The sequence below is a fragment of the Streptomyces sp. NPDC018019 genome, assembly GCF_044327805.1.
Lineage (GTDB): Bacteria > Actinomycetota > Actinomycetes > Streptomycetales > Streptomycetaceae > Streptomyces.
In genome coordinates this window covers 91,065-117,693 of sequence record NZ_JBIRGD010000014.1, presented here as the reverse complement: position 1 = coordinate 117,693, position 26,629 = coordinate 91,065, and the positions used below count along the sequence as shown (strand labels likewise).

The window sequence follows — 26,629 nt, the reverse complement described above, 5'->3', positions numbered from 1 at the left end:
ACGCTGGTGAACAGCCCCGATCCGGTCATCGACGCCAATCTCGCCGTCGCATTGGACGCCCTGCTGACCGAGCAGAGCGTCACCCGCGCCGCCGCGCGTCTGCACACCTCGCCCGCCGCCATGAGCCGCACCCTCGCCCGCCTGCGCCGCATCCTCCAGGACCCCCTCCTGGTCCGGGCCGGACAGGCCATGGTCCCCACTCCCCGCGCCCAGGCCCTGCGCGAGGAAGCCGCCGCGGTGGTGCGCCGCCTCGGAGCGCTGCTCACGCCCGGCGCCGGCGTCGACCCCGCCGCCTTGCGCACCACCTTCACCCTGCAAGCAGCCGACCTGGTCTGCGCGGCACTGGCGCCCGCCCTGCTCCAGCTGGCCCGGGAGGAGGCGCCGGGGGTTTCGCTGCGGTTCCGGGCCGAGGAACTGGAGGCGGGCCCGGCCCTTCGGGACGGCCAGATCGACCTGGAAATCGGGGCCATCGGCCATGTCGACCCCGAAACCCAGGTCGAGGAACTGGTCACCCTCCGGATGGTGGCGGGCGTCCGGCCCGGTCACCCCCTCACCGAACAGCCCCTGACCCCGGCCCGGCTCGCCGCCGCCGAACACGTCGGGGTCAGCCGCCGGGGCCGGTTCTCCGGCCCTCTGGACACCGCCCTGGCCGAACAGGGCCTGAACCGGCAGGTCGTCGCCGTCCTCCCCAGTCACCTGGCCGCGATGTCCCTCGCCGCCCGCAGCGACGTCGTCTGCCTCGTCCCCACCACGTCCCCCGGCGCCGCCCCCTCACCCTTCACGGACGCCGCGGCCGCCCTCGGCCTGCACCTCCTCGACATCCCCCTGCCACTGCCGCCGGTGACCATCGGCATGGCCTGGCACCCCCGGCACGCCGCCGACGGAGCCCACCACTGGCTCCGCGACGCCGTACGCCGCACGGTCCACGCACCGGGAAGCCCGGCCACGCGCACCCCGCACCGCTCAAGCCACCAGCCACGTACGGCGGTTTCTGGCGACCGTGCAGATGCGTTCGACCCGGGCGGGGGCCAGCACCCCGCCGAGCCGCGCGAGTGACGGGATCTCCCGTTCGTCACGTATGACCCGTATACCGTGCAGGTCCGGGTCCAGTGACACCTCCGACGCGCCGACGAACGCCAGGACCGGCCGTGCTTCGACACGGAACCGGCAGCCGCGGGTCAGGACGCAGGAGGCGCGCCGGGCCTCGTGCCGGATGTCGCGGACGTACGGCAGTGCCTGGTGGCCGCGGCTGACGCGGACGGCGTCCTCCGCGACCTGCACCCGGGCCCCGCGCACATGGTGGGTGCCCACGCACAGCACGCCGCCGGGGCCGATGAGCAGATGGGCGATGACCGTCGCGGGCGGCATCGGCACGGAGTGGATCACGTACCAGCCACCCGCCGTCAGCCGGTCCAGCGCCGTGCCGACGGCCTGTTCGGCCAGGAGCTGCCGGTGCCAGCCGTCCTGGGGCGGGCACCGGCCGAGCAGCCGGGCGCACCACAGCGCCGCCCGGGCGCGCGGCTCTTCGGCCAGGCGGACCCGCAGGGCCTCCCCGGGACGGTTCGGGGCGAGGTCGTCGTCCGGCGGCAGGAAGAGCCGGTCGGGGTCGCTCGCGTAGCACGTCTCCTGCTTTCCCGCCCCCTCCGGCCCGCCCTCGGCGGCCGGCCACGGACCGCCGCCGAACCCCGGGACGGCGTCGGCGGGCAGGTGGTCTCCGAAACCGCCGTCCGCGCCGGGCTCATGACGGATGTCGCTCATGTCCCATCACCCCCCGATGGCCATAGGAGCAGGCGCCCGGCTCCCGGGCAAGGGGTCCGGCCGCCGGTGCTGCATTCGACGGTCCGGGGCGCGGGAACGCGCCCGGAGAGCGGGGCGGGAGGCGGGGCCGGGGACGGGTCCGGGGATGGGGTGCGGCCGAAGGCGGCAGACGGGCGGGAGGTTCGGTACCGGCCCCGGAAAGACCGAGGTCAGGGGAGGACGTACGGTTGCGTGCTGTGTTCTCCTCTCTCCTAGGTTTCACCGCGGTGGCCGTTGTGCTGACCGTCTCACCGGGCCCGGACTTCGCCGTGGTGCTGCGGACCTCCCTCGGTTCGGGGCGGCGATCGGCACTGTGTTCCGCGCTGGGCATCGCCGTGGGCTGTTTCGTCTGGGGGCTGGCCGGCGCGGTCGGGCTGACCGCCATGCTGTCCGCGTCGCGGGCGGCCTACGACGCCCTGCGCATCGCCGGAGCGCTCTATCTGATGTGGCTGGGCTTCCAGGCGCTGCGCAGCGCCCGCCGCCGTGGCCAGGAGGCGGCGGGCCCGGAAGCCGGGACCGCCGACGCCGACCGGCAACCGCCGCTGCGGGCGTTCCGCACCGGCCTGCTGACGAATGTCCTGAACCCCAAGGTCGGAGTCGTGTACATGTCCCTGCTGCCGCAGTTCGTCCCGCACGGCGCACCCGTCGTGGCCACGACTCTGCTGCTGGTCGCCGTCCACGTCACGCTGGGCTTCCTCTGGCTCGGCGGCATCGCCCTGGCGGTGCACCGGGCACGCGCCCTCTTCCGGCGCCCCCGCGTCCGCCGCCGCCTGGACCAGGCCACCGGCGGGATCCTGCTCGCGCTGGGCGCCGCGGTCGGGGTCGAGACGGCCCGCTGAGCGGCTCGGTCCGCCGGACGACGGTGGCGGGCCGTACGGCGAGCCGCCGTCGGACGACGCGCGCCACGCGCCGTGTGCCGTGCGCCGTCGCAAGCTCAAATCATCCTCTGAACCCGCGCCTTCCGGGGTTGGCGGCGGACCCGCAGGGCGATGACTACCCAACACCACGGGGGTGCACGAGTGGGAGGGGGAATCATGGAACATCTCGGTACGGGCATCGGCTGGCGGCCCGAGATCGCCGACGGAATCGCGGAGCTGCCCGGCGTGGACTGGGTGGAGGTCGTCGCCGAGAACATCTGTCCCGGACATCTCCCGCCCGCCTTGCAGGCGCTGCGCGAGCGGGGCACGACCGTGGTGCCGCACGGCGTCTCGCTCGGGCTCGGCGGCGCCGAACGCCCGGACGCCGGCCGGCTGGCCGCGCTCGCGGAACGTGCCGAGGCGCTGGGCGCGCCGCTGGTCACCGAGCACATCGCGTTCGTACGGGCCGGCGGCCCGCTGACCGCCTCCCCCGCGATGGAGGCGGGGCACCTGCTGCCCGTGCCCCGCACCCGCGACGCGCTGGACGTGCTCTGCGAGAACATCCGCATCGCACAGGACGCGCTGCCCGTGCCGCTCGCCGTGGAGAACATCGCGGCGCTGGTCAACTGGCCCGGCGAGGAGATGACCGAGGGACGGTTCCTCGCCGAACTGGTCGAGCGCACCGGCGTACGGCTGCTCATCGATGTCGCCAACCTCCACACCAATCATGTGAACCGGAACGAGGACCCGGCCGCGGCCCTGGACGAGCTGCCGGTCGAGGCCATCGCGTACGTGCACGTGGCGGGCGGGATCGAGCGGGACGGCGTCTGGCACGACACCCATGCCCACCCGGTGACCCGCCCCGTCCTGGACGTCCTGGCCGAACTCTGCGCCCGCGTCACCCCTCCCGGCGTTCTCCTGGAGCGCGACGAGAACTTCCCGGAGACCGGTGAACTCGCCGCGGAGCTGGACATGATCCGCACGGTCCTGAAGGAGGCCCCGTCGGCTCCGATACGCCGAGCCTCCCGGACCACGAAGCCCGGCCCGGCGGTCCCGGCGGTCCCGGCAGTCTCGGCGACACTGGCGGTCCCGGCGGCTCCGGTGACCCCAGCGGTCCCGATGGCCCCGGCGACCCCGGCGACCCCGGACACACCGTCGGCCCCAGCCACCCCAGCCGCCCCGGCCACCTCCACCACCGACACCACCCCGGCCCGTCAGCGGCTGGCCGTTGCGCAGGCTGCGCTGCTCTCCGCGCTGGTGGCCGGGACGCCGGTGCCGGAGGGCTTCGACCGGCGGCGGCTGCGCGTGCAGAGCCGGGCGCTGGCCGCCAAGCGGGCCTCCGTGGTGGCCAAGGTCGCGCCCGAGCTGCCGGACATCCTCGGCGCGGACTTCCGGCCCGGCTTCCTCGATTACGCACGGCACCGGCCCATGAAGGGCGGCTATCGCCAGGACGCCATGGACTTCGCCGTCCACCTGCTGGCCGGGAACCGGCCGGCCGACGCGGAGGCGCGCAGGCGGCTGACCCAGTGGTGGCGGGACCGTTCGGGACCGAAACCACCGGACGGTCCCGCGAACCGGCTCGTCCGTGCCGTACGACTCGCCCTGGGCCGGAGGTGATCGCCGTGCTCGCCGCTCTCCTGACCCTGGCGGTCGTCGCCTCGTCCGTCCTGCTCGTCGTCCGTACCGTCCGCGTCATGCGGGCGACGCCCCGGCCCGCGCACCTCGCCGGGGCGGGCCACGAAGTCTGGGAGATCGCCTTCCTCGCGGGCGGACCGGCGCGGGTGGCGGACGCCGCGATAGCCGGCATGCACCAGGACGGCCGGCTGGCCGTCGGTGGCCCGGGTGTGGTGTCCGTACGGCAGTCCGTGGCGTACGACCCGGTCGAGACGGCCGTGCTGGACTCGCTGGCGCACACCCCGGACGGCGCGCTGAGCACCCTGCGCCGCCATGTCATGCGCGCCCCCGCCGTCCAGGCCGTCGGCGACCGGCTGGCGGCGCGCGGCCTGATGCGGCAGCCGCGGGCCGGCCGGCTCTGGCGTCGGTACGCCGGGTGGCAGGCCGGGGTCTGTATGGCGGGCTTCGCGCTGGTCCTCCTCTTCACCGTCACGGGGGCCGTCCCCCACGCGCCGTCGGAAACGCCGTTCGCCGTCCTGGTCCTGCCTGCGGCCGTCCTCGGCACCGTGGTCGGCACGGTGTGCCGGAAGGTGCTGGGGCGGCGGGTCACCCGGGCCGGCGCGGCGGTGGTGCGGAAGGCCGAGGCGGGGCTGGTGACCGACGCGGCCCGGTCCGCGGCACTGGTCGTGGCCCTCGGCGGCACCGCCCTGCTGGTGGACGAGGTGCTGCGCGAGCAGTTCACCGAGGCGCAGCGGTCGGCGGCGGGCGCCTTCGCGCACTCCCCCTCGGCCGCCGGTTCGTCCAGCGGCTCGTCGAACACGAGCTGCGGCTGGAACATACCGGACGACGGCTCGCACACGTCCTGGTGCGGGTCCTCGTGCGGCGGCGGGACCGGGTCGGGCTGCGGCAGCTCGTCCAGCAGTGGCGGCGACGGCGGCTCGTCCAGCGGCGGATCGAGCTGCGGCGGCAGCTCCTCCTGCGGCGGGGGCGGCTGCGGCGGCAGCTGACCTCCGGCGCGTCGAGGACGCGTGTCGCCCCGGCCCCGCCGCCCCTCGCGGGTGGCCGACGGGGCGCCCGGGGCACATGCCGCCCGCGGGCAACCGGTCAACGTACCAGCGGTCGGCGTGCGTTGGCCGGGCTTCCCCGAACGGGCGACAGGGCCTGCACAGGGCGCACTAGCGTGCGGTGCCGCATCAGGAGGCACCATGCGATCCGTAACCGGCACCGGCCTCGTCGTCACCGCGCTCGCCGCGACCCTGGCCGCACTGCTCTTTCCGATCTGGTCGTTCGCCGGCAGACCGGGCTCGGACGGGGGCGCCGACACCCAGACCGTCGCAACCTCGTTCGGCCCGCTGTCCGCGCTCGACCGTGACTTCGTCAACCGCGTACGGCTGGCGGGCCTTTGGGAGCTGCCCGCGGGCCAGCAGGCCCAGGAGCGCGGAACCGTGCCGGCCGTACGGGAAGCGGGCACCCATCTCGTCGAGGGGCACGCCTCGCTCGACCGGCACGTCCGCGACGTGGCCGCGCAGCTCGGTCTCGCGCTGCCGGACCGGCCCAACGCCCAGCAGCGGCAGTGGCTGACCGAGCTGAGCGCCGCGCGCGGGGCGGCGTACGACCGCAAGTTCGCCAACATCCTGCGGCTGGCGCACGGCAAGGTCTTCACCGTCGTCGCGCAGGTCCGCGCCATCACCCGCAACTCGCTCGTACGCGACCTCGCCGACGACGCCAACCGCACCGTCCTGGACCACATTTCCGTCCTGGAGCGCACCGGTTTCGTCGACTTCGACGCGATCGCCGAGGACGCGGCCACCTCCTCTCCGCCGCCGAGCCCCGCGGCCCCGCCGCCGTCCCTCGACGCGGCGCCCGCGACACCGTCGCCCGTCACCCCGTCAGCGACGTATTCGCTGCCTCCGCCCGCGACGCCACCCGCCACCGCCACCGCCACCGGGGCCCTGGGATCCGCCCGGCCCCCCGACGACCGGCGTCAACACCCCTGAGACAACGGGAAGTAGTGATCTCCCATGCCCGACCACCGGCGCTCCACGAGCCCGAAGCCCCCGCAGAGCCCCCGCCCCTCGCCGCCGCCACGACCGTCGCCGCCGCCCCCGCGTCCCCCGCGGCACCGGCGCCGGCTCGGCACCGGGCACCTCGTGCTGATCGCCCTGCTCGCCGTGCTCGGCTCGGTCGGCACCTTCGTCTCCGTGACCGGTAATGCCTCGGCTCACAACGCCACTCCCCCGTCCGGCTCCCCGCCCGCCGATCCGTCATCTTCACCGTCGTCACCCAGCGTGACACACTCCACTGACAACGCCTCCGCGAGCGCCTCGGCCAGCCCTTCACGCACCCCCGCCGAAGCTCCCGCCGACGCCTCCGCCGATCCCCCCGACGGCGCCACCGGGCCAACCGGCTCCAGCATCCCCAGCGCCTCCGACGGGCCCGCCCAAAGCGTCCCCGCCGCCGGGGACTTCACCGACATCCGCTCCGTACGCCCCGGACCGCGCCCCCCGCGCAACGGACCCGACGCGTCCACCGGCACCTTCACCAGCAACTGCGGCCGCAACGAGGAACGGCACCACAACCCGGACAACTTCATCGTCACTCCCGGTGTCGCCAACGGCGCCCACCACCTGCACGACTACGTCGGCAACCGTTCCACGGACGCCTTCTCCACCGACGACTCGCTGCGCGCGGCCGGCACCACCTGCGCCCGCAGCGACAAGTCGACATACTTCTGGCCCGTACTGCGCCGCCTCAGCGGCCAGGACGGGCCGAGCAGCGGCAACGGGCAGGACCCCGCGGACGGGAACGTGGGGCAGGTCCTGACGCCCCGCTCGGTCTCGCTGACCTTCCGCGGCAACCCGGCGGGCAAGGTCACCGCCATGCCCGAGGGCCTGCGCGCCATCACCGGCGACGCCAAGGCGTTCACCAACGGCACCGCCAACGCGCGGGCCCAGTGGTCCTGCACCGGCTTCGAGGACCGGCCGCTGACGGACAAGTACCCGCTGTGCCCCGGCCGCAGCCAGGCCGTACGCACCCTGGACTTCCCCAGCTGCTGGGACGGGACGAACAAGGACAGCGCCGACCACCGCACCCACCTCGTCTTCCCCGACCGGGCCTCCGGCCGCTGCCCCACCGGCACGAAGGCCGTGCCCCAGCTCCGCATGCGGCTGACCTACGCGGTGCCGCCCCGGCCGCGCGCCTTCGCCCTCGACAGCTTCCCCGAGCAGCTGCGCAAGCCGGTGACCGACCACGCCGACTTCGCCGGCTTCATGCCGCGCGACCTGATGGCCCGCGCGGTGGCGTGCATCAACTCCGGCCGCCGCTGCCGGTGAGGAACACGGGACCGTACGCACGCATGGCTGTACGAGCCGAACGGCCGTGACGCCCGCACCGCGCTCCACTCGTTGGGGGCATAGCTCCCGACACCGGAGCGCGGTGCTTTACAACCTCAACCCTCGCCCCAACTATCCCTTTTGTATGCGCACCCGGCGCCTCCATACGAAGGGACGGCTTGTGAAAGCAGCAGCGCTGTACGGCACCCTCGGATCACTGGTCCTGACCGCACTCGTCGCCGTCCCCGCCGACGGGATCACCCGGCAGGCCGCGGCCCGGGACCGGACCCCGGCCCCCGCGCCGCCCCGCATCGCCTTCGGCCGCTGCGCACCCGAGGAGCACCTGCCGTCCGGTGTGGAGTGCGGCCGGCTCACCGTCCCGCTGGACTACGCCCACCCCAGGGGCAAGAAGATCACCCTCACCGTGAGCCGGGCCCGGGCCACCGGCTCCGCCGGGGAGCGCCAGGGCGCACTCGTCTTCAACCCGGGCGGCCCGGGGGCGTCCAGCATGAACTTCCCGCTGTACGCGAAGACGGACCGGTGGCGCAGGACGGCGCGGGCCTACGACTTCGTCGGCTACGCGCCGCGCGGCGTCGGGCGGTCGGCGCCGCTGTCCTGCCAGGACCCGGCCGAATTCGCCAAGATCCCGAGCGCGAGCCCGCGGCACCCCTCGGAGGCGTTCAAGCGGAAGAAGTTCGCCGAGGCCGAGGCGTACGCGCAGGGCTGCGCGCGCCATGCGGGCTCCTCGCTGCGCCACTTCACCTCCGCCAACAACGCCCGGGACCTGGACATGCTGCGCGCCGGGCTCGGCGAGAAGAAGCTCACGTACATGGGCGCCTCCTACGGCACCTACTTCGGGGCCGTGTACGCGACGCTCTTCCCCGGCCACGTGCGGCGGATGGTCTTCGACAGCATCGTCAATCCCGACCCCCGGCAGATCTGGTACCGCAACAACCTCGAACAGAACCTCGGCTTCCAGCGCCGCTGGGAGGACTGGGGCCGCTGGGTGGCCAAGCACCACAAGACCTACCACCTGGGTACGACACCGCAGGCGGTGCTGCGCACGTACGACACCGTCCGGGAGCGGCTGGGCCGCAGGCCCCTGGGCGGCAAGGTCGGGTCGGCCCAGCTCCAGGCGGCTTTCCTCAAGACGGGCTACAACGACGCGTACTGGCCGGTGCGCGCGGCGGCGCTGGCCACGTACGTCAAGGGCGACCCCAGGCTGCTGCTCAAGCAGGCCACCCCGCCGGCCGAGGGTGCGAAGGCGGACGAGAACGGCAACGCGGTGTACACGGCCGTGGAGTGCAACGACGGGCGGTGGCCGCGTGACCTGCGAGTCTGGGACCGGGACAACACCGCGAGCGCGCGCGTCGCGCCGTTCGAGACCTGGGACAACGCCTGGATGAACCTGCCGTGCGCCTTCTGGCCGCGCTTCTCGCCCCGCAACGCCGCCCAGGACCCGACGCGTTACGCGGAAGAGGTGACCGAAGCGGCCCTGCCGCCGGCCGGCGCGCCGCACCACCCGGTGGACGTGCGGACCGCGCCGGGCGCGCTGCCCCCGGTGCTGCTGCTGGCGGCCGAGCGGGACGCCGCGACGCCGTACTCAGGCGCGGTCGAGCTGCGGCGCCGGCTTTCCGGCTCGGCGCTGGTGACCGAGCGCGGCGCGGGTACGCACGGCGTCTCGTTCGGCCCGAACGCCTGCGCCAACGGGCATGTGGAGCGGTACCTGCTGACCGGGCGGACCCCGGCGCGGGACACGGTCTGCGCGCCGCGCCCGGAGCCCCGGCCGCTGATGCCCGCCGCGAAGCAGCGCCGCGGCAGGTAGCGCGGCGAGCGGTACGGCGGAGCGCCCCGTGACAGGCCGGGTGGCCCACCCGGCCTGTCACACGTCCGGGCCGGTCAGGCCAGCCCGGCCACCAGCTCGGCGACCGGCTTGCGGCGGCCGGTGTAGAACGGCACCTCCTCGCGGACGTGCATCCGCGCCTCGGAGCCGCGCAGGTGGCGCATGAGGTCGACGATGCGGTACAGCTCGTCGGCCTCGAAGGCGAGGATCCACTCGTAGTCGCCCAGCGAGAAGGACGGCACCGTGTTGGCGCGCACGTCCGGGAAGCCGCGGGCCATCTTGCCGTGGTCGGCGAGCATCCGGCGGCGGTCCTCGTCGGGGAGCAGGTACCAGTCGTAGGAGCGCACGAACGGGTAGACGCTCACGTACTCGCGGGCGACCTCGTCGGCCAGGAAGGCCGGGATGTGCGACTTGTTGAACTCGGCCGGGCGGTGCAGCGCCATGTTCGACCAGACCGGCTCCAGCGCGCGCCCCAGCTGGGTGCGGCGGAAGAGGTTGTACGCCTCCTGGAGGGCGTCGGAGCTCTCCGAGTGCCACCAGATCATCACGTCGGCGTCGGCGCGCAGACCGGAGACGTCGTACGTGCCGCGTACGACGACGTCCTTGGCGGCGAGCTGCGCGAACAGCGTCTCGACCTCGTCGGCGTAGCCGGTGCGGTCCTCGGGCAGCACGTCGCGCAGCTTGAACACCGACCAGAGCGTGTAGCGGATGACCTCGTTCAGGTCCTTCGCCTTCTTGCCGGCGTTCGGGGTCTTCTCAGGAGCGGCCCCGGTGGGGGTGGCGGGGGCGGAAGCGTCAGTCATGGGTCCATTCTCACTCGGCCGGTGCGGCGGCTTGCGGCAGGGTGTCCAGGATGTCGTCCGCGGCCGTCCGCGCGGACGCGATGCACGCCGGAATGCCCACCCCGTCGTACAGCGCGCCGCAGAGCCGCAGGCCGGGCAGCTTGCCGGCCCCGGCCCGGATCCGGGCCACCCGCTCCAGGTGGCCGACCGGGTACTGCGGCAGCCCGCCGTCCCAGCGCGTGACCTGCCGGGCCACCGGCCGGGCGGCCAGTCCGACCGCCTCGCCCAGGTCGCGCAGCGACAGCTCCACCAGCTCCGCGTCGTCGCGCGCCAGGTCGGCCTCGTCGCCGTACCGCCCGAGGGAGGTGCGCAGCACGAACAGGTCCGGGTCGGCGTCGGCGAGCCAGCCCCACTTGTTGCTCGCGAAGGTGGACGCCTTGATCTTGCGCCCGTCGACCGGCGGTACGAGGAAGCCGCTGCCGGACAGCGCCGCCTGCACGTCCGCGCGGCGGAAGGCCATGGTCACCAGGGCCATGGACGCGTACTCGACGGCGGCCAGCTCGGTGGCGGCGGCCGGTGCCTCGGCGGCCAGCAGCCGGGCGGCGGCGGGCGCCGGCGTCGCCAGGACCACGGCGTCCGCGTCCAGCGCCGCCGGACCGCCGCCGCCCTTCAGGACGACGCGCCAGCCGTCCGCGGTGCGCCGCAGCTCCCGGACCGGGGTGTTCGTCCGGACCTCCCCGCCGGCGGCCCGTACCGCGTCGGCGACGGCCTGCGGCAACGTGCCCACGCCGCCGTCGATCCCCATGAAGACCGGCGCCTGCGCCCGGCCGGGCTCGGCGGCCCGTGCCGCGGTGCGCGCCTGGATGCCCCGTACGCCTTCGATCAGCGAGCGCTCGGCGCGCGCGGCCTCGAAGAGCTGGGGGACGGCCGCCCGCATCGAGATGCGGTACGCGTCGCCCGCGTACACGCCGCCGAGCAGCGGCTCGACGAGCCGGTCCACGACCTCGCGGCCGAGCCGTTCGGCGACGTACGCGCCGACCGCCACGTCCGCGCCGACCTCCGTACGCTCCCGGGTCTCGTCCTCGGAGATCCGTGCCATGCCCTCGGGGGAGATCACCCCGGAGGCGGCCAGCAGGTCCAGGTCGCCGGGCACGCCCATCACGTGGCCCTTGGGCATCGGCCGCAGGGCACCGCGCGTCCAGAGGGCGGCGGTCGCGGTGGCCGGCGGCTGCAGCCGGTCGCCGAGCCCCACGGAGCGCGCCAGGTCCACCGCCTCCGGCCGCCTGGCCAGCATCGATTCGGCGCCGAGGTCGACCGGCACGCCCGCGATCTCCCCGGCGCGCAGCTTGCCGCCGAGCCGGCCGGACGCTTCCAGTACGGTCACCCGCGCCCCGCCGTCGAGCAATCGGCGGGCCGCCGCCAGTCCCGAGATGCCCCCACCGATGACGACGACGTGACTTCCGGGCGCGCGGCCCGCACTGGTGTGCGCTGTGCTCATGCCCCCACTCTCTCAGAGTCCGCGCGGAGTCCGGACCGTGACCGCATCGCGACCCACAGACGGCAACCCGCGGCTCCCCCGCCCCGTCGAAGTGCCAGCATCGGCACACCACTTCGGGGGTACAGATCATGAACACAGCGAGCCGGTCGTACGGGGTGCGGCGGGCGGCGGCGGGAGCGCTGCTGGCGGCGTCCCTCGCGGTCGCCGGGTGCGGGGCGGCCGGCGACGAGGGGCGGTCGAAGCCGGCGAGCGCGCCGCGGGCCGACCAGGGCTCCGCACGGGGCGAGCAGGGCATGGTCGGACCCAAGGCACCGGGGGGCGCGGCGTCGGCCGACGGCAAGGCCGGGTCCGGTACGGGCGGCGGGACCGGGAAGCCCGTGCCGGTCTCGACGGCACAGATCATCCGCACGGCCTCGGTCACCGTCGAAGCCGCGGACGTACCGGGAGCCCTGGCCAAGGCCCGTACGGCGGCCAAGGGCGTCGGCGGCTACGTCGAGGACGAGTCCACCGACCGGGACGGCGGGGGCCGGGAACGCTCCCGGGTCGTGCTGCGGGTGCCGCCCGGGGCGTACGACGGGCTGCTGGACCGGCTCTCCCGCCTGGGCAGGCTCAAGGAGCGCCAGGTCTCGGCGAAGGACGTCACCGATCAGGTGGTGGACACCGACAGCCGGATCACGTCGCAGCGGGCGAGCGTGGCACGGGTGCGGGCGCTGATGGACAAGGCGACGACGATCGGGGACATCGTCACGCTGGAGTCCGAACTCAGCCGCCGCCAGTCGGAACTGGAGTCCCTCCAGGCACGCCTGAAGTCCCTGAAGGAACAGACCGGCATGGCGACGGTGACGCTGGTGCTGCACGAGCCGGACGCGGCGGCGGACGACGGCGGGGAGACCTCCTTCGGGGACGCGCTCAGCGGCGGCTGGGACGCCTTCACCGCGGCGGTGCGGTGGCTGCTGGTGGCGCTCGGCGCGGCGCTGCCGTTCCTGGCGACCGCGGCCCTGGTGTACGCGCTGTGGCGGCTGCTGCGCGGGCGGCTGCCCGTACGGAAGCGGGCGTCGGCGGCCGGGGCGCCCTCGGGAGATGCGGCCGGGGTCGCTCGGGAGGGGGACGGCCAGACGGACCGTTGACAGGCGTGCGCGGCGGGCAAAGACTCTGGAGCGGTAGCGCGATCTTCGGACGAGCAGCGAGGACAGGGCCTGATGAGCGACCAGGGTGCACGGGACGCACGAGGCGCGTGGGGCGCCCGGGACGTCTACATCGTCGATGCCGTACGGACCCCCGTCGGCAGGTACGGCGGCGCCCTCGCGGGCACCCGCCCCGACGACCTCGCCGCGCACGTCGTCAGGGCCCTGGTGGAGCGCACCCCGGAGCTGGACCCGGCCCGCATCGACGACGTGGTCCTCGGTGACGCCAACGGCGCGGGCGAGGACAACCGCAACGTGGCGCGGATGGCCGTACTCCTGGCCGGGCTGCCCGTCTCCGTACCGGGTGTGACGGTCAACCGCCTGTGCGGCTCCGGTCTGGAGGCCGTCATCCAGGCCGCCCGTTCCATCGCCCTCGGGGACGCGCACGTCGTGCTCGCGGGCGGCGTGGAGTCGATGAGCCGCGCGCCGTACGTCTTCCAGAAGCCGGAGCGGGCCTTCCCCGCCGGGCACCAGGAGATGTTCTCCTCGACGCTGGGCTGGCGGATGGTCAATCCGCGGATGGCGCCCGAGTGGACGGTCGCACTGGGCGAGGGCGCCGAGCTGATCGCCGACAAGTACGGCATCGGGCGCGAGCAGCAGGACGCCTTCGCGCTGGCCAGTCATCGCAAGGCGGCGCGCGCCTGGGAGGAGGGCGCTTTCGACGCCGAAGTCGTACCGCTGCCGGATGTGGACCTGACGCAGGACGAGTCGATCCGTGCCTCGACCTCCGCGGAAGCGCTGGCCAAGCTCCGGCCGGCCTTCCGCAAGGAGAACGGCACGGTTACGGCCGGCAACTCCTCCCCGCTCAACGACGGCGCGGCGGCGCTCCTCCTGGCCGACGAGGAGGGCCTGCGGGCCACCGGCCGGGAGCCGCTGGCCCGGATCGGCGCGAGCGCGGTGACCGGCATCGAGCCGCAGCTGTTCGGGCTGGGCCCGGTGGAGGCCGTCCGGCGCGCCCTGGACAGGGCCGGGCGCGGCTTCGCCGGTCTGGCCGCCTTCGAGCTCAACGAGGCGTTCGCCGCGCAGGCGCTGGGGTGCCTGGCCCAGTGGCCCGACCTGGACCCGGACGTGGTGAACCCGCGCGGCGGCGCCATCGCCATCGGACACCCGCTGGGCGCGTCCGGCGCCCGGCTGGCCGGCGCGGTGGCCCACCAGCTCGCCGCCCGCGGCTCCGGCACGGGCCTGGCGGCCCTGTGCATCGGCGTGGGGCAGGGGCTGGCACTCGTACTGGAACGCTGACCAGGTCGTCCGGTACGGCCCGGCCCGCCGGCAAGGAGACGGGGGTCAGGGCGGGCCTTTCGGACCGCCTTCGGCCCGGTAGCCGTTCAGGATCTCCAGGTACGCCCGGCCCGCTTCGGTGAGGGCGAAGTGCTCCCGGACGTCCCCGGCCTCGCCCATCTGCGCGAACGTGCGCCCCGGTTTGCGGGCGATCAGCCCCACACCGGTGAGGCGGCGCAGTTCGGCGTCGAGGAGCGGGCGGGTGTAGCCGCTGTCGTAGGGCAGCGGGGAGCCGTCGGCGAGGCTCTGCAAGTGCCGCAGTTCCTCCCGCGGCACCAGGTGCTCGAAGAGGAACTTCATCCGGTCCATCTCCTGCTGCTGCCCCTTCTGGGTCTTCTTGATCTCCCGCAGCACGACGCCGCCGGCGGCCGTGTCGATCCGCTGGAGGATGGACGACATCCAGGGGATGAGGGCGAGGACGAGCAGCGCCACGGCGGTGGCGTCCACCCGCTCCGGCAGGAGCAGCTTCAGGGCGAGGCCGATGAGGGCCGCGACGGTCACGGCCGCACGCGTCCACAGCTCCTCCCCGGGCGCTGCTCCGGATGCTTCTCCGGGCGCCTCCCCGGGCCCTCCTTGTGCTCTTCTCCTGGCCACCGTCCGCCCCCTCCCGGCCGCCCGCCGTCCTCAGTGACGGTGCTCCGGCACGGCGGTGTCCGCAAGGTCGAACCCCGCCGTCCGCGCTCCTCGGAGATACGGGAGGATGAACCGAACTGGTTCATTCCTCAACCGTTCATCATCGACCGGAGGTTGCGCGATGCCCCTGCTCGACCCGGCCCACCGGCCCCGGCTGCACGGCGGCGAGACCACGGCGGTCGAACCGGCGACCGGCGACCCGCTGGCCACGTTCACCCTGGCCGCCCCCGCCGACGTGGCGAGCGCCGCCGCCGAGGCCGCGGCCGCCCAGCGCGCCTGGGCCCGCACCCCGTACACGGAACGCGCCGCGGTGCTGCGCCGGGCCGGGGACCTGATCACCGAGCACGCCGCCGAACTGTCCGAATGGATCGTCCGGGAGGCCGGCAGCGTGCCCGGCAAGGCCGGGTTCGAGATCCGGACCGCCGCCGAGGAGTGCTACGAGGCCGCCGCGCTCGCCCACCACCCGCTGGGCCAGGTGCTGCCCTCCGCCGCGCCCCGCCTCTCGTACGCGACCCGGGTACCGGCCGGCGTGGTCGGCGTCATCGCGCCGTTCAACGTCCCGCTCGTGCTCGCCCTGCGCTCCGTCGCCCCGGCCCTGGCGCTCGGCAACGCGGTCGTCCTCAAGCCCGACCCGCGCACCGCGGTGTGCGGCGGGCACGCCGTGGCGGCGGTCTTCGCGGCGGCCGGGCTGCCCGAGGGGCTGTTGCACGTGCTGCCGGGCGGCGCGGCGGCCGGACAGGCACTGGCCGGCGACCGGCACGTCCGGGTGATCTCCTTCACCGGCTCCACCGAAGCGGGCCGCAGCGTCGGCGCACTCGCCGCCCGCCACCTGAAGCGAGCCCATCTGGAGCTGGGCGGCAACAGCGCCTTCCTCGTCCTGGAGGACGCGGACCTGGACGCCGCCATGTCCGCCGCGGCCTGGGCCTCCTTCTTCCACCAGGGCCAGATCTGCATGTCTTCGGGCCGCCACCTCGTACACGCCTCCCTGTACGAGGAGTACATCGAGCGGCTGGCGGCCACGGCGGACGCGCTCGCCGTCGGTGATCCGTACCGCGAGGACGTACAGCTCGGGCCGGTCATCGACCGCGGGCAGCGGGACCGGATCCACGGCCTGGTGCAGGCGAGCACCGCGGCGGGCGCCCGGCTCGCGGCCGGCGGCAGCCACCGCGAGCTGTTCTACCGGCCCACCGTCCTGGCCGACGTGGACGACCGCTCCCCCGCCTACGCCGAGGAGGTCTTCGGCCCGGTCGCTCCCGTACGCAAGTTCCACACCACCGACGAGGCCGTGGCGCTGGCGAACGGCACGGAGTACGGGCTGGCGCTCGGCATCGTCACCCGCGACACCGCCCGCGCGCTGGAACTGGCCGAACGCATACCGACCGGGCTGCTGCACATCAACGACCAGACCGTCAACGACGAGCCGGTCGCGCCGATGGGCGGCCTCGCCGCCTCCGGTACCGGCGCGCACTTCGGCGGCACGGCCAACCTCGACGCGTTCACCGAGACCCGCTGGACCACGGTCCGCGCCACCCCGGCCGGCTACCCGATCTGACCCGTAACCTGCGCCATAGCGGCAACCGTACGTCCGGACAGGTATCGGCACACGACGGAAGGGGCACCCCGCGATGGCGGAGCGACTGGTGATCATCGGCGGCGATGCGACGGGCATGTCCGCCGCGTCCCAGGCCCGGCGGCTGAGGAAACCCGGGGACCTGGAGATCATCGCGTTCGAACGCGGCCACTTCACCTCCTACTCCGCCTGCGGCATCCCTTACTGGGTCGGCGGGTCGGTGGACGGCCCGGACGATCTGATCGCCCGCTCGCCCGAGCGGCACCGTGAGCGCGACATCGACGTACGGCTGCGCACCGAGGCCGTCGAACTGGACCTGGACCGCGGCCGGGTGCGCACCCGCGACCTGGACGGCGGCGGCACCGAGTCCTGGACCGGCTACGACAAACTGGTGATCGCCACCGGCGCGCGCCCGCTGCGCCCGCCGCTGCCGGGCATCGACGCGCCCGGCGTGCACGGTGTGCAGACCCTGGACGACGGGCAGGCGCTGCTGGACACCCTCCAGGCCACCGAGGGCACCAGGGCGGTCGTCGTGGGCGCCGGCTACATCGGCGTCGAGATGGCCGAGGCACTGGTCACCCGCGGCTACGAGGTCACGGTCCTGGACCGCGGCGAACAGCCGATGTCCACCCTCGACCCCGACATGGGCGCGCTGGTCCACGAGGCGATGTGCGGCATGGGCATCGAGACGGTGCGCGGCGCGGTCGTCACCGGCATCCGCACCGACGCCTCCGGGCGGGCCTGCGCGGTGACCACCGAGGGCGACGGCGTGTACCCGGCCGACGTGGTCGTGCTGGGCCTGGGCGTACGGCCGGAGACCACCCTCGCCGAACAGGCCGGCCTGCCGCTCGGCGACACCGGCGGGCTGCTCACCGACCTGTCGATGCGGGTGCGCGGGCACGACACCGTGTGGGCCGGCGGGGACTGCGTGGAGGTGCTGGACCTGGTCCTGGGCCGGACCCGGCACATCGCGCTGGGCACCCACGCCAACAAGCACGGCCAGATCATCGGCTCGAACGTGGCCGGCGACTACGCGACCTTCCCCGGCGTCGTCGGCACCGCCGTCTCCAAGGTCTGCGACCTGGAGATCGCCCGGACCGGCCTCCTGGAGGAACAGGCGAAGTCGGTCGGCCTGAAGTACGTGACCGTGACGATCGAATCGACCAGCCGCGCCGGCTACTACCCGGGCGCCCGCCCGATGCGCGTGAAGATGATGGCCGAGCGGCGCACCGGCCGCCTCCTCGGTGTCCAGATCGTCGGCCGGGAAGGCGCCGGCAAGCGGGTGGACGTGGCGGCGGTGGCGCTCACCGCGCGGCTGACGGTCGAGGAGATGACGGCCCTCGACCTCGGTTACGCGCCGCCGTTCTCCCCCGTGTGGGACCCGGTCCTGGTCGCGGCGCGCAAGGCGGCGGCCGCGGTGCGGGAGGCGGGCGACTGAGCGACCGGCGGGCCGCCGGCCGTCCGGCGGCCCGCCCGCGCGCTCAGCGTGCCGTCTGCTCGTGGACGTACTCGACGAGGCGGGTCAGCGCGGCCGGGTCGGTGTTCGGCAGGACGCCGTGGCCCAGGTTGAAGACGTGGCCCTCCAGGCCGGCGGCGGCGTCCAGCACCTCGCGGGCCTTGGCCTCGACCGCCTCGCGCGGCGCGAACAGCACCGCCGGGTCGATGTTGCCCTGGAGCGCCTTGCCGGCGCCGACGCGGCCGGCCGCCTCGTCCAGCGGGACGCGCCAGTCCACGCCGACGACGTCCGCGCCCGCCTCGCCCATCAGGCCCAGCAGCTCACCGGTGCCGACGCCGAAGTGGATACGCGGCACGCCGTACCCGGACACCGCCTCGAAGACCTTGGCGGAGGCGGGCAGCACGGAGCGGCGGTAGTCGGCGGGGGCCAGCGCGCCGACCCAGGAGTCGAAGAGCTGCACGGCGCTCGCGCCCGCGTCGATCTGCACCTTCAGGAACGCCGAGGTGATCACGGCCAGGCGGTCCAGCAGGTCGGCCCACAGCTGCGGGTCGCCGTACATCATCGCCTTGGTGTGCTCGTGGTTGCGGGACGGGCCGCCCTCGACGAGGTAGCTGGCGAGGGTGAAGGGCGCGCCGGCGAAGCCGATGAGGGGGGTGGTGCCCAGCTCGCCGACGAGCATCCGCACGGCCTCGGTCACGTACGGGACGTCGTCGGGCGTCAGCGGGCGCAGCCGCTCCAGGTCCGCGCGGGTCCGGACCGGCTGCTCGACGACCGGGCCGACACCCGGCTTGATGTCCAGGTCGATGCCGATGGCCTTCAGCGGGACGACGATGTCGCTGAAGTAGATCGCCGCGTCCACGCCGTGCCGACGCACCGGCTGGAGGGTGATCTCGGTGACCAGCTCCGGCATCATGCAGGATTCCAGCATCGCGGTGCCCTCGCGGACCTTGCGGTACTCGGGCAGCGAGCGCCCGGCCTGGCGCATGAACCACACGGGCGTGTGCGGCACCGGCTCCCGGCGGCAGGCCTTGAGGAAGGCCGAGTCGTACGTACCGGTCTGCTGCTGGCCCGTCGGGCGATTGGCACTCACACACCGAATCTTCGCACGCGCGCGCAGGCGCCTCCGAATGGGCGACGCGCGCACCGGGTGTCCTCCCTCAATGAGCGGCTCCTTCCGCCTAATCTTCCGGGCATGGCTGCGGCTCACGAACACCTCGCGGACAGCGCGGACAACGTCCCGATCCCCTTCCGTCAGGCGATCGAGGCGCTCCGCACGGCACGGCTGCGCCCCGAGATCGAGATCGAGCCGACACCCGCGCCCAAACGCCTCGCGCCGCACGCGTACGCGCTGGAGGCGACGGTCGTCGAACCGGGCGCCGGGCCGGAGGGGGAGGACGCGGACCTGGCCGACGGGAGACTGGTGCTGCTGCACGACCCCGCCGGGCACGAGGCGTGGCAGGGCACCTTCCGGGTGGTGACGCTGGCCCGCGCCGAGCTGGAGCCGGAGATGGGGGCCGACCCCCTCCTCCCCGAGGTCTCCTGGTCCTGGCTGACGGGGGCGCTGGACGCCCGCGGCGTGCGGTACGGGGAGATCGGCGGCACGGTGACACGGGCCAGCTCGCACTCCTTCGGCAGCCTGGCGGAGCGGGCGCCGGCGACCCAGATCGAGATGCGCGCCTCGTGGACCCCGGAGGAGGGGCAGGGCGGGGTGCCGGACGTCGCGGCCCACCTGTCGGCGTGGTGCGACCTGCTGTGCCAGGTGGCGGGGCTGCCGCCGGCCGCGCCCGAGCCGTCGCCGCGCGGCGGGGTGGTGCCCCTCCCGCAGCGCCGGGGACCCCAGGCGCGCTGACGCGCCCCGCGCACGGGTGCGCCGGGGAGCGCGCGGCCCCGTATGCCCTCCGGCGTGCCGACGCGCCCGCCGGCGTACGGCGGCGCCGGACGACGCGCGGGTGCACCGCCCGGCGTGATCACGCACCCACCGGCGCGGGACCGCGCCACCCGTCGCGCCGTCCGACGGGACGCCGGGCACCGGCCCGCTCCGCGACGCTCGAACGCTCTCCCGGCAACCGCCCGCCGCCGGATCACCCCAAAGTCGATCAAGCGGCCGATTTGCCCGAAATGAACCTAACTAAGTTGGGAGCAAACTCTAAAGTCGGGCCGGTTTGATGCCGAAGAGGTCAGTGACCCTTCAAAGACGGAGCAATCCGACTCGCCCCAAATGTCGGCTCCCGTCCCGCCACTCCCCCAGGAGGCCCGGTGTCAGTTCTCCTCGAACAACCTTCGAGCCTGGTCGCCTACCGCCCGAACAAGCCGACGGCCATGGTCGTCGTGGCCGACCCTCGCGTCCGCTCCACCGTCACCCGCCACCTGTGGGCGCTCGGGGTGCGGGACGTGATCGAGGCGTCGTCCATCGCGGAGGCCCGTCCCCGCGTCGGCAGCCCGCGCGACATCTGCGTTGCCGACGTCCACCTGCCCGACGGCTCCGGCCTGACCCTGCTGTCCGAGACCCGGGCGGCGGGGTGGCCCAACGGCCTCGCCCTGTCCGCGGCCGACGACATCGGCGCCGTACGCAACGCCCTGGCCGGCGGCGTCAAGGGCTACGTCGTCACCGGCACCCGCACCAACCTCGGCCTGCCGGGCCGCCCCGGCGCCGCGCCCATCGGCGCCAACGCGGCCCGCATGCACCGCCGCCCCCCGGGCGCCCCCGGCCATCCGGGCGGCTACCGCGAACTGTCCGGACGCGAGGTCGAGGTACTGCGGCTGGTTGCGGAGGGCCAGTCCAACAAGGCCATCGGCGTCTCGATGGGCCTGTCGGCGCTCACCGTCAAGAGCCACCTGGCCCGCATCGCCCGCAAGCTGGGCACCGGCGACCGGGCCGGCATGGTCGCCGTCGCCCTGCGCACCGGCATCATCCACTGACCCCCGTCCCCCCGAACACCGCCGTCCCGCCCGCCGAGGGAACGTTCCCTCGGCGGGCGCAGTGCATACACAGATACCCTTGACTGGTGACCGACGCCCAAAAGACCGCAGAAGACTCGACACTGCGAACCTCCGGAGACTCCCCTCCGGACACCCGCCCGGCGCCGGTCCCCCTGCTGGAACCGCGCGAGGGCACCCCCGCCGTGACGGCGACCGCCACCGAACTTGCCGAAGTCGTGGCGGCCTTCGCGGCCGGTACCGGCCCGGTCGCGGTGGACGCCGAGCGGGCCTCCGGCTACCGCTACGGCCAGCGCGCCTACCTGGTGCAGCTGCGTCGCGAAGGCGCCGGCAGCGTACTGATCGACCCGGTCGGCTGTCCCGACCTCTCGGCGCTGGGCGAGGCCGTATCCGACGCGGAGTGGGTGCTGCACGCCGCCACCCAGGACCTGCCGTGCCTGCGCGACATAGGCATGATCCCGTCCCGGCTCTTCGACACCGAGCTGGCCGGCCGCCTCGCCGGATTCGCCCGCGTCGGCCTCGGCGCCATGGTGGAGAACGTCCTCGGCTACGCCCTGGAGAAGGGCCACTCGGCGGTGGACTGGTCCACCCGCCCCCTGCCGGAGCCCTGGCTGCGCTACGCCGCGCTCGACGTCGAGCTGCTGGTGGACCTGCGCGACGCCCTGGAAGAAGAACTGGAACGGCAGGGCAAGCTCGAATGGGCCCGCCAGGAGTTCGCGGCCATCGCCGCCGCTCCCCCGGCACCGCCCCGCAAGGACCCCTGGCGCCGCACGTCCGGCATGCACAAGGTCCGCCGCCGCCGGCAGATGGCCGTCGTACGGGAGCTGTGGACCACCCGCGACCAGGTCGCACAGCGCCGCGACATCTCCCCGGGCAAGGTGCTGGGCGACGCCGCCATCATCGAGGCGGCCCTGAACCTGCCCCCCAACACCCACGCGCTCGCCGCCCTCAGCGGCTTCGGGCACCGCATGGGCCGCCGCCAGCTCGAACAGTGGCAGGCCGCCGTGGACCGCGCCCGCGCCCTGCCGGACAACGAGCTGCCGCAGCCCGGCCAGCCGCTGAACGGTCCGCCGCCGCCCCGTTCGTGGGCCGACAAGGACCCGGCGGCGGCAGCCCGGCTGGCCGCGGCCCGTAGCGCGGTGACCGCCCTGGCCGAGGAACTGAACCTCCCGCAGGAGAACCTGATCACGCCCGACACCGTACGGCGCCTGTGCTGGGAGCCGCCCGCCGAACCGACCGAGGAGGCGGTCGCGGCCGTCCTGGCCGGCCACGGCGCCCGCCCCTGGCAGATCGAACAGGTGGCCCCCCTGCTCACCGCGGCCCTGACCTCGACCGGCGCCTGATCCCCCGGGGGCGGCCCGGCGACCCCGGCCCGCCCCCGCCGGCTCAGTCCCGGTCGACGTGCTCGCGCAGGATCTTCCGGTTCGCCGCGTCCACGTCGAACGTGGTCTTGTTCCAGTCGTTCCTGGTCACCACGTCCACCGACCAGATCTCCTTCTTCTGGTCGTTGGTGTCCAGTTCCACCGCGGTGACCGTGCCGCTCTTCCGGCCGGTCGCCGTGGCCGCGGCCTGCTGCGGTGTGACGGTGGCCCGCTGGAGCCGGTCGGCCAGCTCCTTCTTGTCGTCGCCGTCCTCCTTCTTGGTCCGCGGCTGGTCCGCCTTCCCGGACACCGCGTCGACCCGCACGGTGCTTTCCGTGCCGTCCGACGTCGCCACCTTCGTGTGCCACTCGGGCTTCCCGCCGGCCCCCCGCTTCAGCTCCACCGCCACCGGCTTCGAGTCCGCCACGGCCCCCGTGGCGGCCTTGAGCGCCTGGTCGTACGAGGTCTTCGCCTCCGGAACCAGCGCCTTCCGCGACCGCTGATCCTCGGTCATCTGCCCCGGGGTGGCGGAAGACTCCCCGGCCGACGGCGAAGCAGCCGAAGCCGAAGGCGAGGCCGACTTCGACGCCCCGCCCCCACCTCCGCCGTCATCGTCCCCGCACCCCGCCAACAGCCCCCCGGCCAAGGCGGCGGCACACACGGCACCGACAGCCCGAACACGCTTGGTCATGCTTGCGCTCCTATCCGTATCGACAGTTGCACCATAAGACCGCAATGCGCCACAAACCCCCCATCACCGCGCATCCGGCCGACATCACCACCCCGGGTGCCCGGCCTCGGCCCCCTGCACGCGCAGCGGGCGGATTCCCGGCCACGACGGAGGGAAAGCCGCCCGGCGGCCGGGCTCGGGGACGTTCCGGCGCCCGCCCGCAGGACGACCGGACGGCATAGCCGGCGACACACCCCTTGTGACCTTCACCGCTTCCCCCGGAGGGGCTGTGCAGCCTGGTTACCCGCAAGTAGCATGAGACCCGTGACGCGCCCGAGGGCGCGCCCGCAGCAGTGCCATCCCGCACCTGGAGGAGAGCCAACGTGCCTCGTACCGCTAGGGACGTCGTCTTCGTCGACGGCGTCCGCACCCCGTTCGGCAAGGCGGGCCCGAAGGGCATCTACCACGAGACCCGCGCCGACGACCTGGTCGTCAAGTGCATCCGGGAGCTGCTGCGCCGCAACCCGGACCTCGACCCCGCCCGGATCGACGAGGTCGCCCTCGCCGCGACGACCCAGATCGGCGACCAGGGCCTGACCCTGGGCCGTACCGCCGGCATCCTCGCCGGCCTCCCCCAGTCCGTCCCCGGCTTCTCGATCGACCGGATGTGCGCCGGCGCGATGACCGCCGTGACGAGCATCGCCGGCGGCGTCTCCTTCGGTGCGTACGACATCGCCGTGGCCGGTGGCGTCGAGCACATGGGCCGCCACCCCATGGGCGAGGGCGTCGACCCCAACCCCCGGTTCGTCAGCGAGAAGCTGGTCGACCAGTCCGCCCTCTTCATGGGCATGACGGCGGAGAACCTCCACGACCGCCTCCCCCACCTCACCAAGCGGCGCGCCGACGAGTACGCGGTACGCAGCCAGGAGAAGGCCGCCAAGGCGTACGCCGACGGCAAGATCCAGGCCGACCTCGTACCGATCTCGGTGCGCCGCACCAACGCGGAGGCCGGTGAGACCGGCTGGGGCCTGGCGACCGCCGACGAGCCGATGCGGCCGGGCACCACGCTGGAGAACCTCGCGAACCTCAAGACCCCGTTCCGCCCGCACGGCCGCGTCACCGCGGGCAACGCGGCGGGGCTGAACGACGGCGCCACCGCCTCGCTGATCGCCGCCGAGGACGTGGCCCGCGAGCTGGGCCTGCCGGTCAAGATGCGCCTGGTGGACTACGCCTTCGCGGGCGTGGAGCCCGAGGTGATGGGCATCGGCCCGGTCCCGGCGACCGAGAAGGCCCTGGCCAAGGCCGGTCTGACGATCGACGACATCGGCCTGTTCGAGATCAACGAGGCGTTCGCCGTCCAGGTGCTGTCGCTGCTCGACCACTACGGCATCGCGGACGACGACCCGCGCGTCAACCAGTACGGCGGCGCCATCGCCTTCGGCCACCCGCTCGCCTCCTCCGGCGTGCGTCTGATGACGCAGCTCGCGCGGCAGTTCGAGGAGCAGCCGCACGTCCGCTACGGCATCACCACCATGTGCGTCGGCTTCGGCATGGGCGGCACGGTCATCTGGGAGAACCCGCACTTCGAGGGGGCAGGCAAGTGAGCACCACGACAGAACTGCTGAAGGGTGCGGCCGAGCTGTTCCCGGACGAGGTCGTCACGCAGGCGCACGTACGGCACCTGGAGCTGCCGGGCGCCGGCACCTTCGCGCTGATCACGCTGGACAACGGCCTGGACCACACCAAGCCGACCACCTTCGGCCCGCAGTCGCTGGCGAACCTGGACGCCGCGATCGACCAGGTCGAGGCGGAGGCCGCGGACGGCAAGATCACCGGCGTCGGCATCACCGGCAAGCCGTTCATCTTCGCCGTCGGCGCCGACCTCAAGGGCGTCGAGCTGCTCAAGCGCCGCGAGGACGCGCTGGCCATCGGCAAGGGCGGCCACGACGTCTTCAAGCGGCTGTCCGGCCTGGCCGTGCCGACCTTCGCGTACTACAACGGCGCCGCGATGGGCGGCGGCGTCGAGGTCGGTCTGCACTGCACGTACCGCACCGTCTCCAAGGCGCTGCCCGCCTTCTCGCTGCCCGAGGTCTTCCTCGGCCTGGTGCCCGGCTGGGGCGGCTGCGTCCTGCTGCCGAACCTGATCGGCGCCGACCGCGCGGTCTCGGTGATCATCGAGAACTCGCTCAACCAGAACAAGCAGCTCAAGGGCCAGCAGGTCTACGACCTCGGCATCGCCGACGCGATCTTCGAGGGCGCGGACTTCCTGGAGCAGTCGCTGCTGTGGACCGCCTCGGTCCTCAAGGGCGACACCGAGGTCGTACGGACCGAGGTCGACCGCGGTGAGGCGTGGGACCAGGCCGTGCAGCGCGGCAAGTCCATCGCGGACGGCAAGGTGCACGGCGCCGCCCCGGCCGCGTACCGCGCGCTGGACATCATCGCCGCCGCCAAGAACGGCGATCTGCGCCAGGGCTTCGACGCCGAGGACCAGGCCCTCGCGGACCTGATCATGGGCGGCGAGCTGCGCAGCGGCATCTACTCCTTCAACCTGGTGCAGAAGCGCGCCAAGCGTCCGGCCGGTGCGCCGGACAAGTCGCTCGCGCGCCCGGTCACCAAGGTCGGCGTGGTCGGCGCGGGCCTGATGGCCTCGCAGCTGGCGCTGCTGTTCGCGCGCCGCCTGGAGGTGCCGGTGGTGCTCACCGACATCGACCAGGAGCGCATCGACAAGGGCGTGAAGTACGTCCACGACGAGATCGACAAGCTGCTCCTGAAGGGCCGCGTCAACCAGGACAAGGCCAACCGCCTCAAGGGCCTGGTCAGCGGTCACCTCGACAAGGCCGCCGCCTTCGGCGACGCGGACTTCGTCATCGAGGCCGTCTTCGAGGAGATGGGCGTCAAGCAGCAGGTGTTCGCGGAGGTCGAGGCGGTCGTGCCGGAGCACGCCGTGCTCGCCACGAACACCTCGTCGCTCTCGGTCACCGAGATGGCGTCCAGGCTCAAGCACCCCGAGCGGGTCGTGGGCTTCCACTTCTTCAACCCGGTCGCGATCCTGCCGCTGCTGGAGATCGTGCGCGCCGAGAAGACCGACGACGCGTCGCTGGCCACCGCCTTCTCCGTCGCCAAGTCGCTGAAGAAGACGGCCGTGCTGGTCAAGGACGCCCCGGCGTTCGTGGTCAACCGCATCCTGACCCGCTTCATGGGCGAGATCCAGAACGTCATCGACGAGGGCACCCCGGTGGCCACCGCCGAGAAGGCCGTCGAGCCGCTCGGTCTGCCGATGTCGCCGCTGGTGCTGCTGGAGCTGGTCGGCCCGGCGATCGGTCTGCACGTCTCCGAGACGCTGCACGGCGCCTTCCCGGACCGCTTCACCGTCTCGCCGAACCTGGCCGCCGTGGTCAAGGCCGGCAAGCGCGGCTTCTACGTGTACGACTCCGGCAAGCCGGAGCTGGACCCGGAGGTCGCCGCCCTCCTCAAGCAGGGCGACACGGTCCTGACCGAGGAGCAGGTCCGCGACCGGGTCCTGGACGCGGTGGCGCAGGAGATCGGCCTGATGCTGGACGAGGGCGTGGTCGCCGAGGCGCAGGACATCGACCTGTGCCTGATCACCGGCGCCGGCTGGCCCTTCCACCTGGGCGGCATCACGCCGTACCTGGACCGCGAGGGCGTCTCCGAGCGCGTCAACGGCAAGAAGTTCCTGGCCCCGGGCGTGGCGAGCGTACCTGCCTGAGGCTTCGCGCCCGCCTGAGACCACGCCGGCTGCCCCGGACACCGCTGTTTCCAGTGGTGTCCGGGGCAGCGGTGTGTGTCCGGTGCAGCC

Annotated in this window: 22 protein-coding genes; 16 read left to right on the top strand and 6 right to left on the bottom strand. The window is 73.9% G+C overall.

All coding sequences use genetic code 11. The annotated features are described in order from the left end of the window. Positions 1 to 6 precede the first annotated feature (6 nt). Positions 7 to 1,056 (top strand): LysR family transcriptional regulator, encoded by a 1,050-nt coding sequence (locus ACH4FX_RS23260; protein WP_398481840.1) that lies wholly within the window; start codon positions 7 to 9, stop codon positions 1,054 to 1,056. Here ACH4FX_RS23260 and ACH4FX_RS23255 read toward each other — a convergent pair. Further along, the gene (locus ACH4FX_RS23255; RefSeq protein WP_398481838.1) at positions 964 to 1,758 is read right to left on the bottom strand and encodes a nuclease-related domain-containing protein; all 795 of its coding nucleotides are present in this window, start codon (positions 1,756 to 1,758) and stop codon (positions 964 to 966) included. The genes ACH4FX_RS23260 and ACH4FX_RS23255 overlap by 93 nt on opposite strands. A 236-nt stretch (positions 1,759 to 1,994) precedes the next feature. On the opposite strand from ACH4FX_RS23255, the gene ACH4FX_RS23250 reads away from it, so the two are divergent. The 6 genes from ACH4FX_RS23250 to ACH4FX_RS23225 all read left to right on the top strand — a co-directional run bounded on the left by ACH4FX_RS23250 (position 1,995) and on the right by ACH4FX_RS23225 (position 9,425). Then, positions 1,995 to 2,636, top strand: coding sequence for a LysE family translocator (locus ACH4FX_RS23250; RefSeq protein WP_398481836.1), 642 nt, complete (start codon positions 1,995 to 1,997; stop codon positions 2,634 to 2,636). A gap of 195 nt (positions 2,637 to 2,831) precedes the next feature. Then, the gene (locus ACH4FX_RS23245; RefSeq protein ID WP_398481834.1) at positions 2,832 to 4,271 is read left to right on the top strand and encodes a DUF692 family multinuclear iron-containing protein; all 1,440 of its coding nucleotides are present in this window, start codon (positions 2,832 to 2,834) and stop codon (positions 4,269 to 4,271) included. A 5-nt stretch (positions 4,272 to 4,276) separates the two neighbouring features. Further along, a complete protein-coding gene (locus tag ACH4FX_RS23240) occupies positions 4,277 to 5,275 on the top strand; it encodes a TIGR04222 domain-containing membrane protein (RefSeq protein ID WP_398481832.1) in 999 nt (332 codons plus the stop codon). 198 nt (positions 5,276 to 5,473) lie between these two features. Next, the gene (locus ACH4FX_RS23235; RefSeq protein ID WP_398481831.1) at positions 5,474 to 6,265 is read left to right on the top strand and encodes a DUF4142 domain-containing protein; all 792 of its coding nucleotides are present in this window, start codon (positions 5,474 to 5,476) and stop codon (positions 6,263 to 6,265) included. Between the two features lie 24 nt (positions 6,266 to 6,289). Then, positions 6,290 to 7,600: a DUF1996 domain-containing protein gene (locus tag ACH4FX_RS23230; RefSeq protein WP_398481829.1), complete on the top strand. Its 1,311-nt coding sequence runs from the start codon at positions 6,290 to 6,292 to the stop codon at positions 7,598 to 7,600. Positions 7,601 to 7,781: 181 nt separating this feature from the next. Continuing rightward, entirely contained in the window at positions 7,782 to 9,425 is a 1,644-nt protein-coding gene (locus ACH4FX_RS23225; protein WP_398481828.1) for an alpha/beta hydrolase, read from the top strand. A 74-nt stretch (positions 9,426 to 9,499) separates the two neighbouring features. Here ACH4FX_RS23225 and hemQ read toward each other — a convergent pair whose 3' ends face one another. Together hemQ and hemG are read right to left on the bottom strand one after the other, a co-directional pair. Beyond that, the gene (hemQ, locus tag ACH4FX_RS23220) at positions 9,500 to 10,246 is read right to left on the bottom strand and encodes a hydrogen peroxide-dependent heme synthase (protein WP_398481826.1); all 747 of its coding nucleotides are present in this window, start codon (positions 10,244 to 10,246) and stop codon (positions 9,500 to 9,502) included. Positions 10,247 to 10,256: 10 nt separating this feature from the next. After that, positions 10,257 to 11,723 carry a protoporphyrinogen oxidase gene (gene hemG / locus ACH4FX_RS23215; RefSeq protein ID WP_398481824.1) on the bottom strand — a complete coding sequence of 489 codons (1,467 nt, stop codon included), beginning with the start codon at positions 11,721 to 11,723 and terminating at the stop codon, positions 10,257 to 10,259. Positions 11,724 to 11,851: 128 nt separating this feature from the next. Here hemG and ACH4FX_RS23210 point away from each other — a divergent pair, with 128 nt between their 5' ends. Beyond that, complete coding sequence (locus ACH4FX_RS23210; protein WP_398481822.1) at positions 11,852 to 12,850, top strand: DUF4349 domain-containing protein; 999 nt, start codon at positions 11,852 to 11,854, stop codon at positions 12,848 to 12,850. 72 nt (positions 12,851 to 12,922) lie between these two features. Then, positions 12,923 to 14,146 (top strand): thiolase family protein, encoded by a 1,224-nt coding sequence (locus tag ACH4FX_RS23205; protein WP_398481820.1) that lies wholly within the window; start codon positions 12,923 to 12,925, stop codon positions 14,144 to 14,146. A gap of 45 nt (positions 14,147 to 14,191) precedes the next feature. Here the strand turns inward: ACH4FX_RS23205 and ACH4FX_RS23200 are convergent, their stop codons facing one another. Beyond that, positions 14,192 to 14,686 carry a hypothetical protein gene (locus tag ACH4FX_RS23200; protein WP_398481818.1) on the bottom strand — a complete coding sequence of 165 codons (495 nt, stop codon included), beginning with the start codon at positions 14,684 to 14,686 and terminating at the stop codon, positions 14,192 to 14,194. A 253-nt stretch (positions 14,687 to 14,939) separates the two neighbouring features. On the opposite strand from ACH4FX_RS23200, the gene ACH4FX_RS23195 reads away from it, so the two are divergent. Beyond that, the gene (locus ACH4FX_RS23195) at positions 14,940 to 16,370 is read left to right on the top strand and encodes an aldehyde dehydrogenase family protein (protein ID WP_398481816.1); all 1,431 of its coding nucleotides are present in this window, start codon (positions 14,940 to 14,942) and stop codon (positions 16,368 to 16,370) included. 73 nt (positions 16,371 to 16,443) lie between these two features. Then, positions 16,444 to 17,826 carry an FAD-dependent oxidoreductase gene (locus tag ACH4FX_RS23190; RefSeq protein WP_398481814.1) on the top strand — a complete coding sequence of 461 codons (1,383 nt, stop codon included), beginning with the start codon at positions 16,444 to 16,446 and terminating at the stop codon, positions 17,824 to 17,826. Positions 17,827 to 17,869: 43 nt separating this feature from the next. Here the strand turns inward: ACH4FX_RS23190 and hemE are convergent, their stop codons facing one another. Beyond that, entirely contained in the window at positions 17,870 to 18,934 is a 1,065-nt protein-coding gene (hemE, locus tag ACH4FX_RS23185; protein ID WP_398481812.1) for a uroporphyrinogen decarboxylase, read from the bottom strand. A 102-nt stretch (positions 18,935 to 19,036) separates the two neighbouring features. Between hemE and ACH4FX_RS23180 the strand changes: the two genes are divergently transcribed. From ACH4FX_RS23180 to ACH4FX_RS23170, 3 genes are all read left to right on the top strand, one after another. Beyond that, the gene (locus tag ACH4FX_RS23180; protein ID WP_398481811.1) at positions 19,037 to 19,693 is read left to right on the top strand and encodes a DUF3000 domain-containing protein; all 657 of its coding nucleotides are present in this window, start codon (positions 19,037 to 19,039) and stop codon (positions 19,691 to 19,693) included. Positions 19,694 to 20,100: 407 nt separating this feature from the next. Beyond that, positions 20,101 to 20,763 carry a response regulator transcription factor gene (locus tag ACH4FX_RS23175; RefSeq protein ID WP_003985651.1) on the top strand — a complete coding sequence of 221 codons (663 nt, stop codon included), beginning with the start codon at positions 20,101 to 20,103 and terminating at the stop codon, positions 20,761 to 20,763. An 86-nt stretch (positions 20,764 to 20,849) separates the two neighbouring features. Beyond that, the gene (locus ACH4FX_RS23170; RefSeq protein WP_398481809.1) at positions 20,850 to 22,124 is read left to right on the top strand and encodes an HRDC domain-containing protein; all 1,275 of its coding nucleotides are present in this window, start codon (positions 20,850 to 20,852) and stop codon (positions 22,122 to 22,124) included. A gap of 43 nt (positions 22,125 to 22,167) precedes the next feature. On the opposite strand, the gene ACH4FX_RS23165 is transcribed toward ACH4FX_RS23170, so the two are convergent. After that, positions 22,168 to 22,656 (bottom strand): PepSY domain-containing protein, encoded by a 489-nt coding sequence (locus ACH4FX_RS23165; RefSeq protein ID WP_398481807.1) that lies wholly within the window; start codon positions 22,654 to 22,656, stop codon positions 22,168 to 22,170. 539 nt (positions 22,657 to 23,195) lie between these two features. Between ACH4FX_RS23165 and ACH4FX_RS23160 the strand changes: the two genes are divergently transcribed. Then, entirely contained in the window at positions 23,196 to 24,416 is a 1,221-nt protein-coding gene (locus ACH4FX_RS23160) for a thiolase family protein (protein WP_398481805.1), read from the top strand. Then, a complete protein-coding gene (locus ACH4FX_RS23155; RefSeq protein WP_398481803.1) occupies positions 24,413 to 26,539 on the top strand; it encodes a 3-hydroxyacyl-CoA dehydrogenase NAD-binding domain-containing protein in 2,127 nt (708 codons plus the stop codon). Before ACH4FX_RS23160 ends, ACH4FX_RS23155 begins: the two co-directional genes overlap by 4 nt. The last annotated feature ends 90 nt before the right edge of the window (positions 26,540 to 26,629 follow it).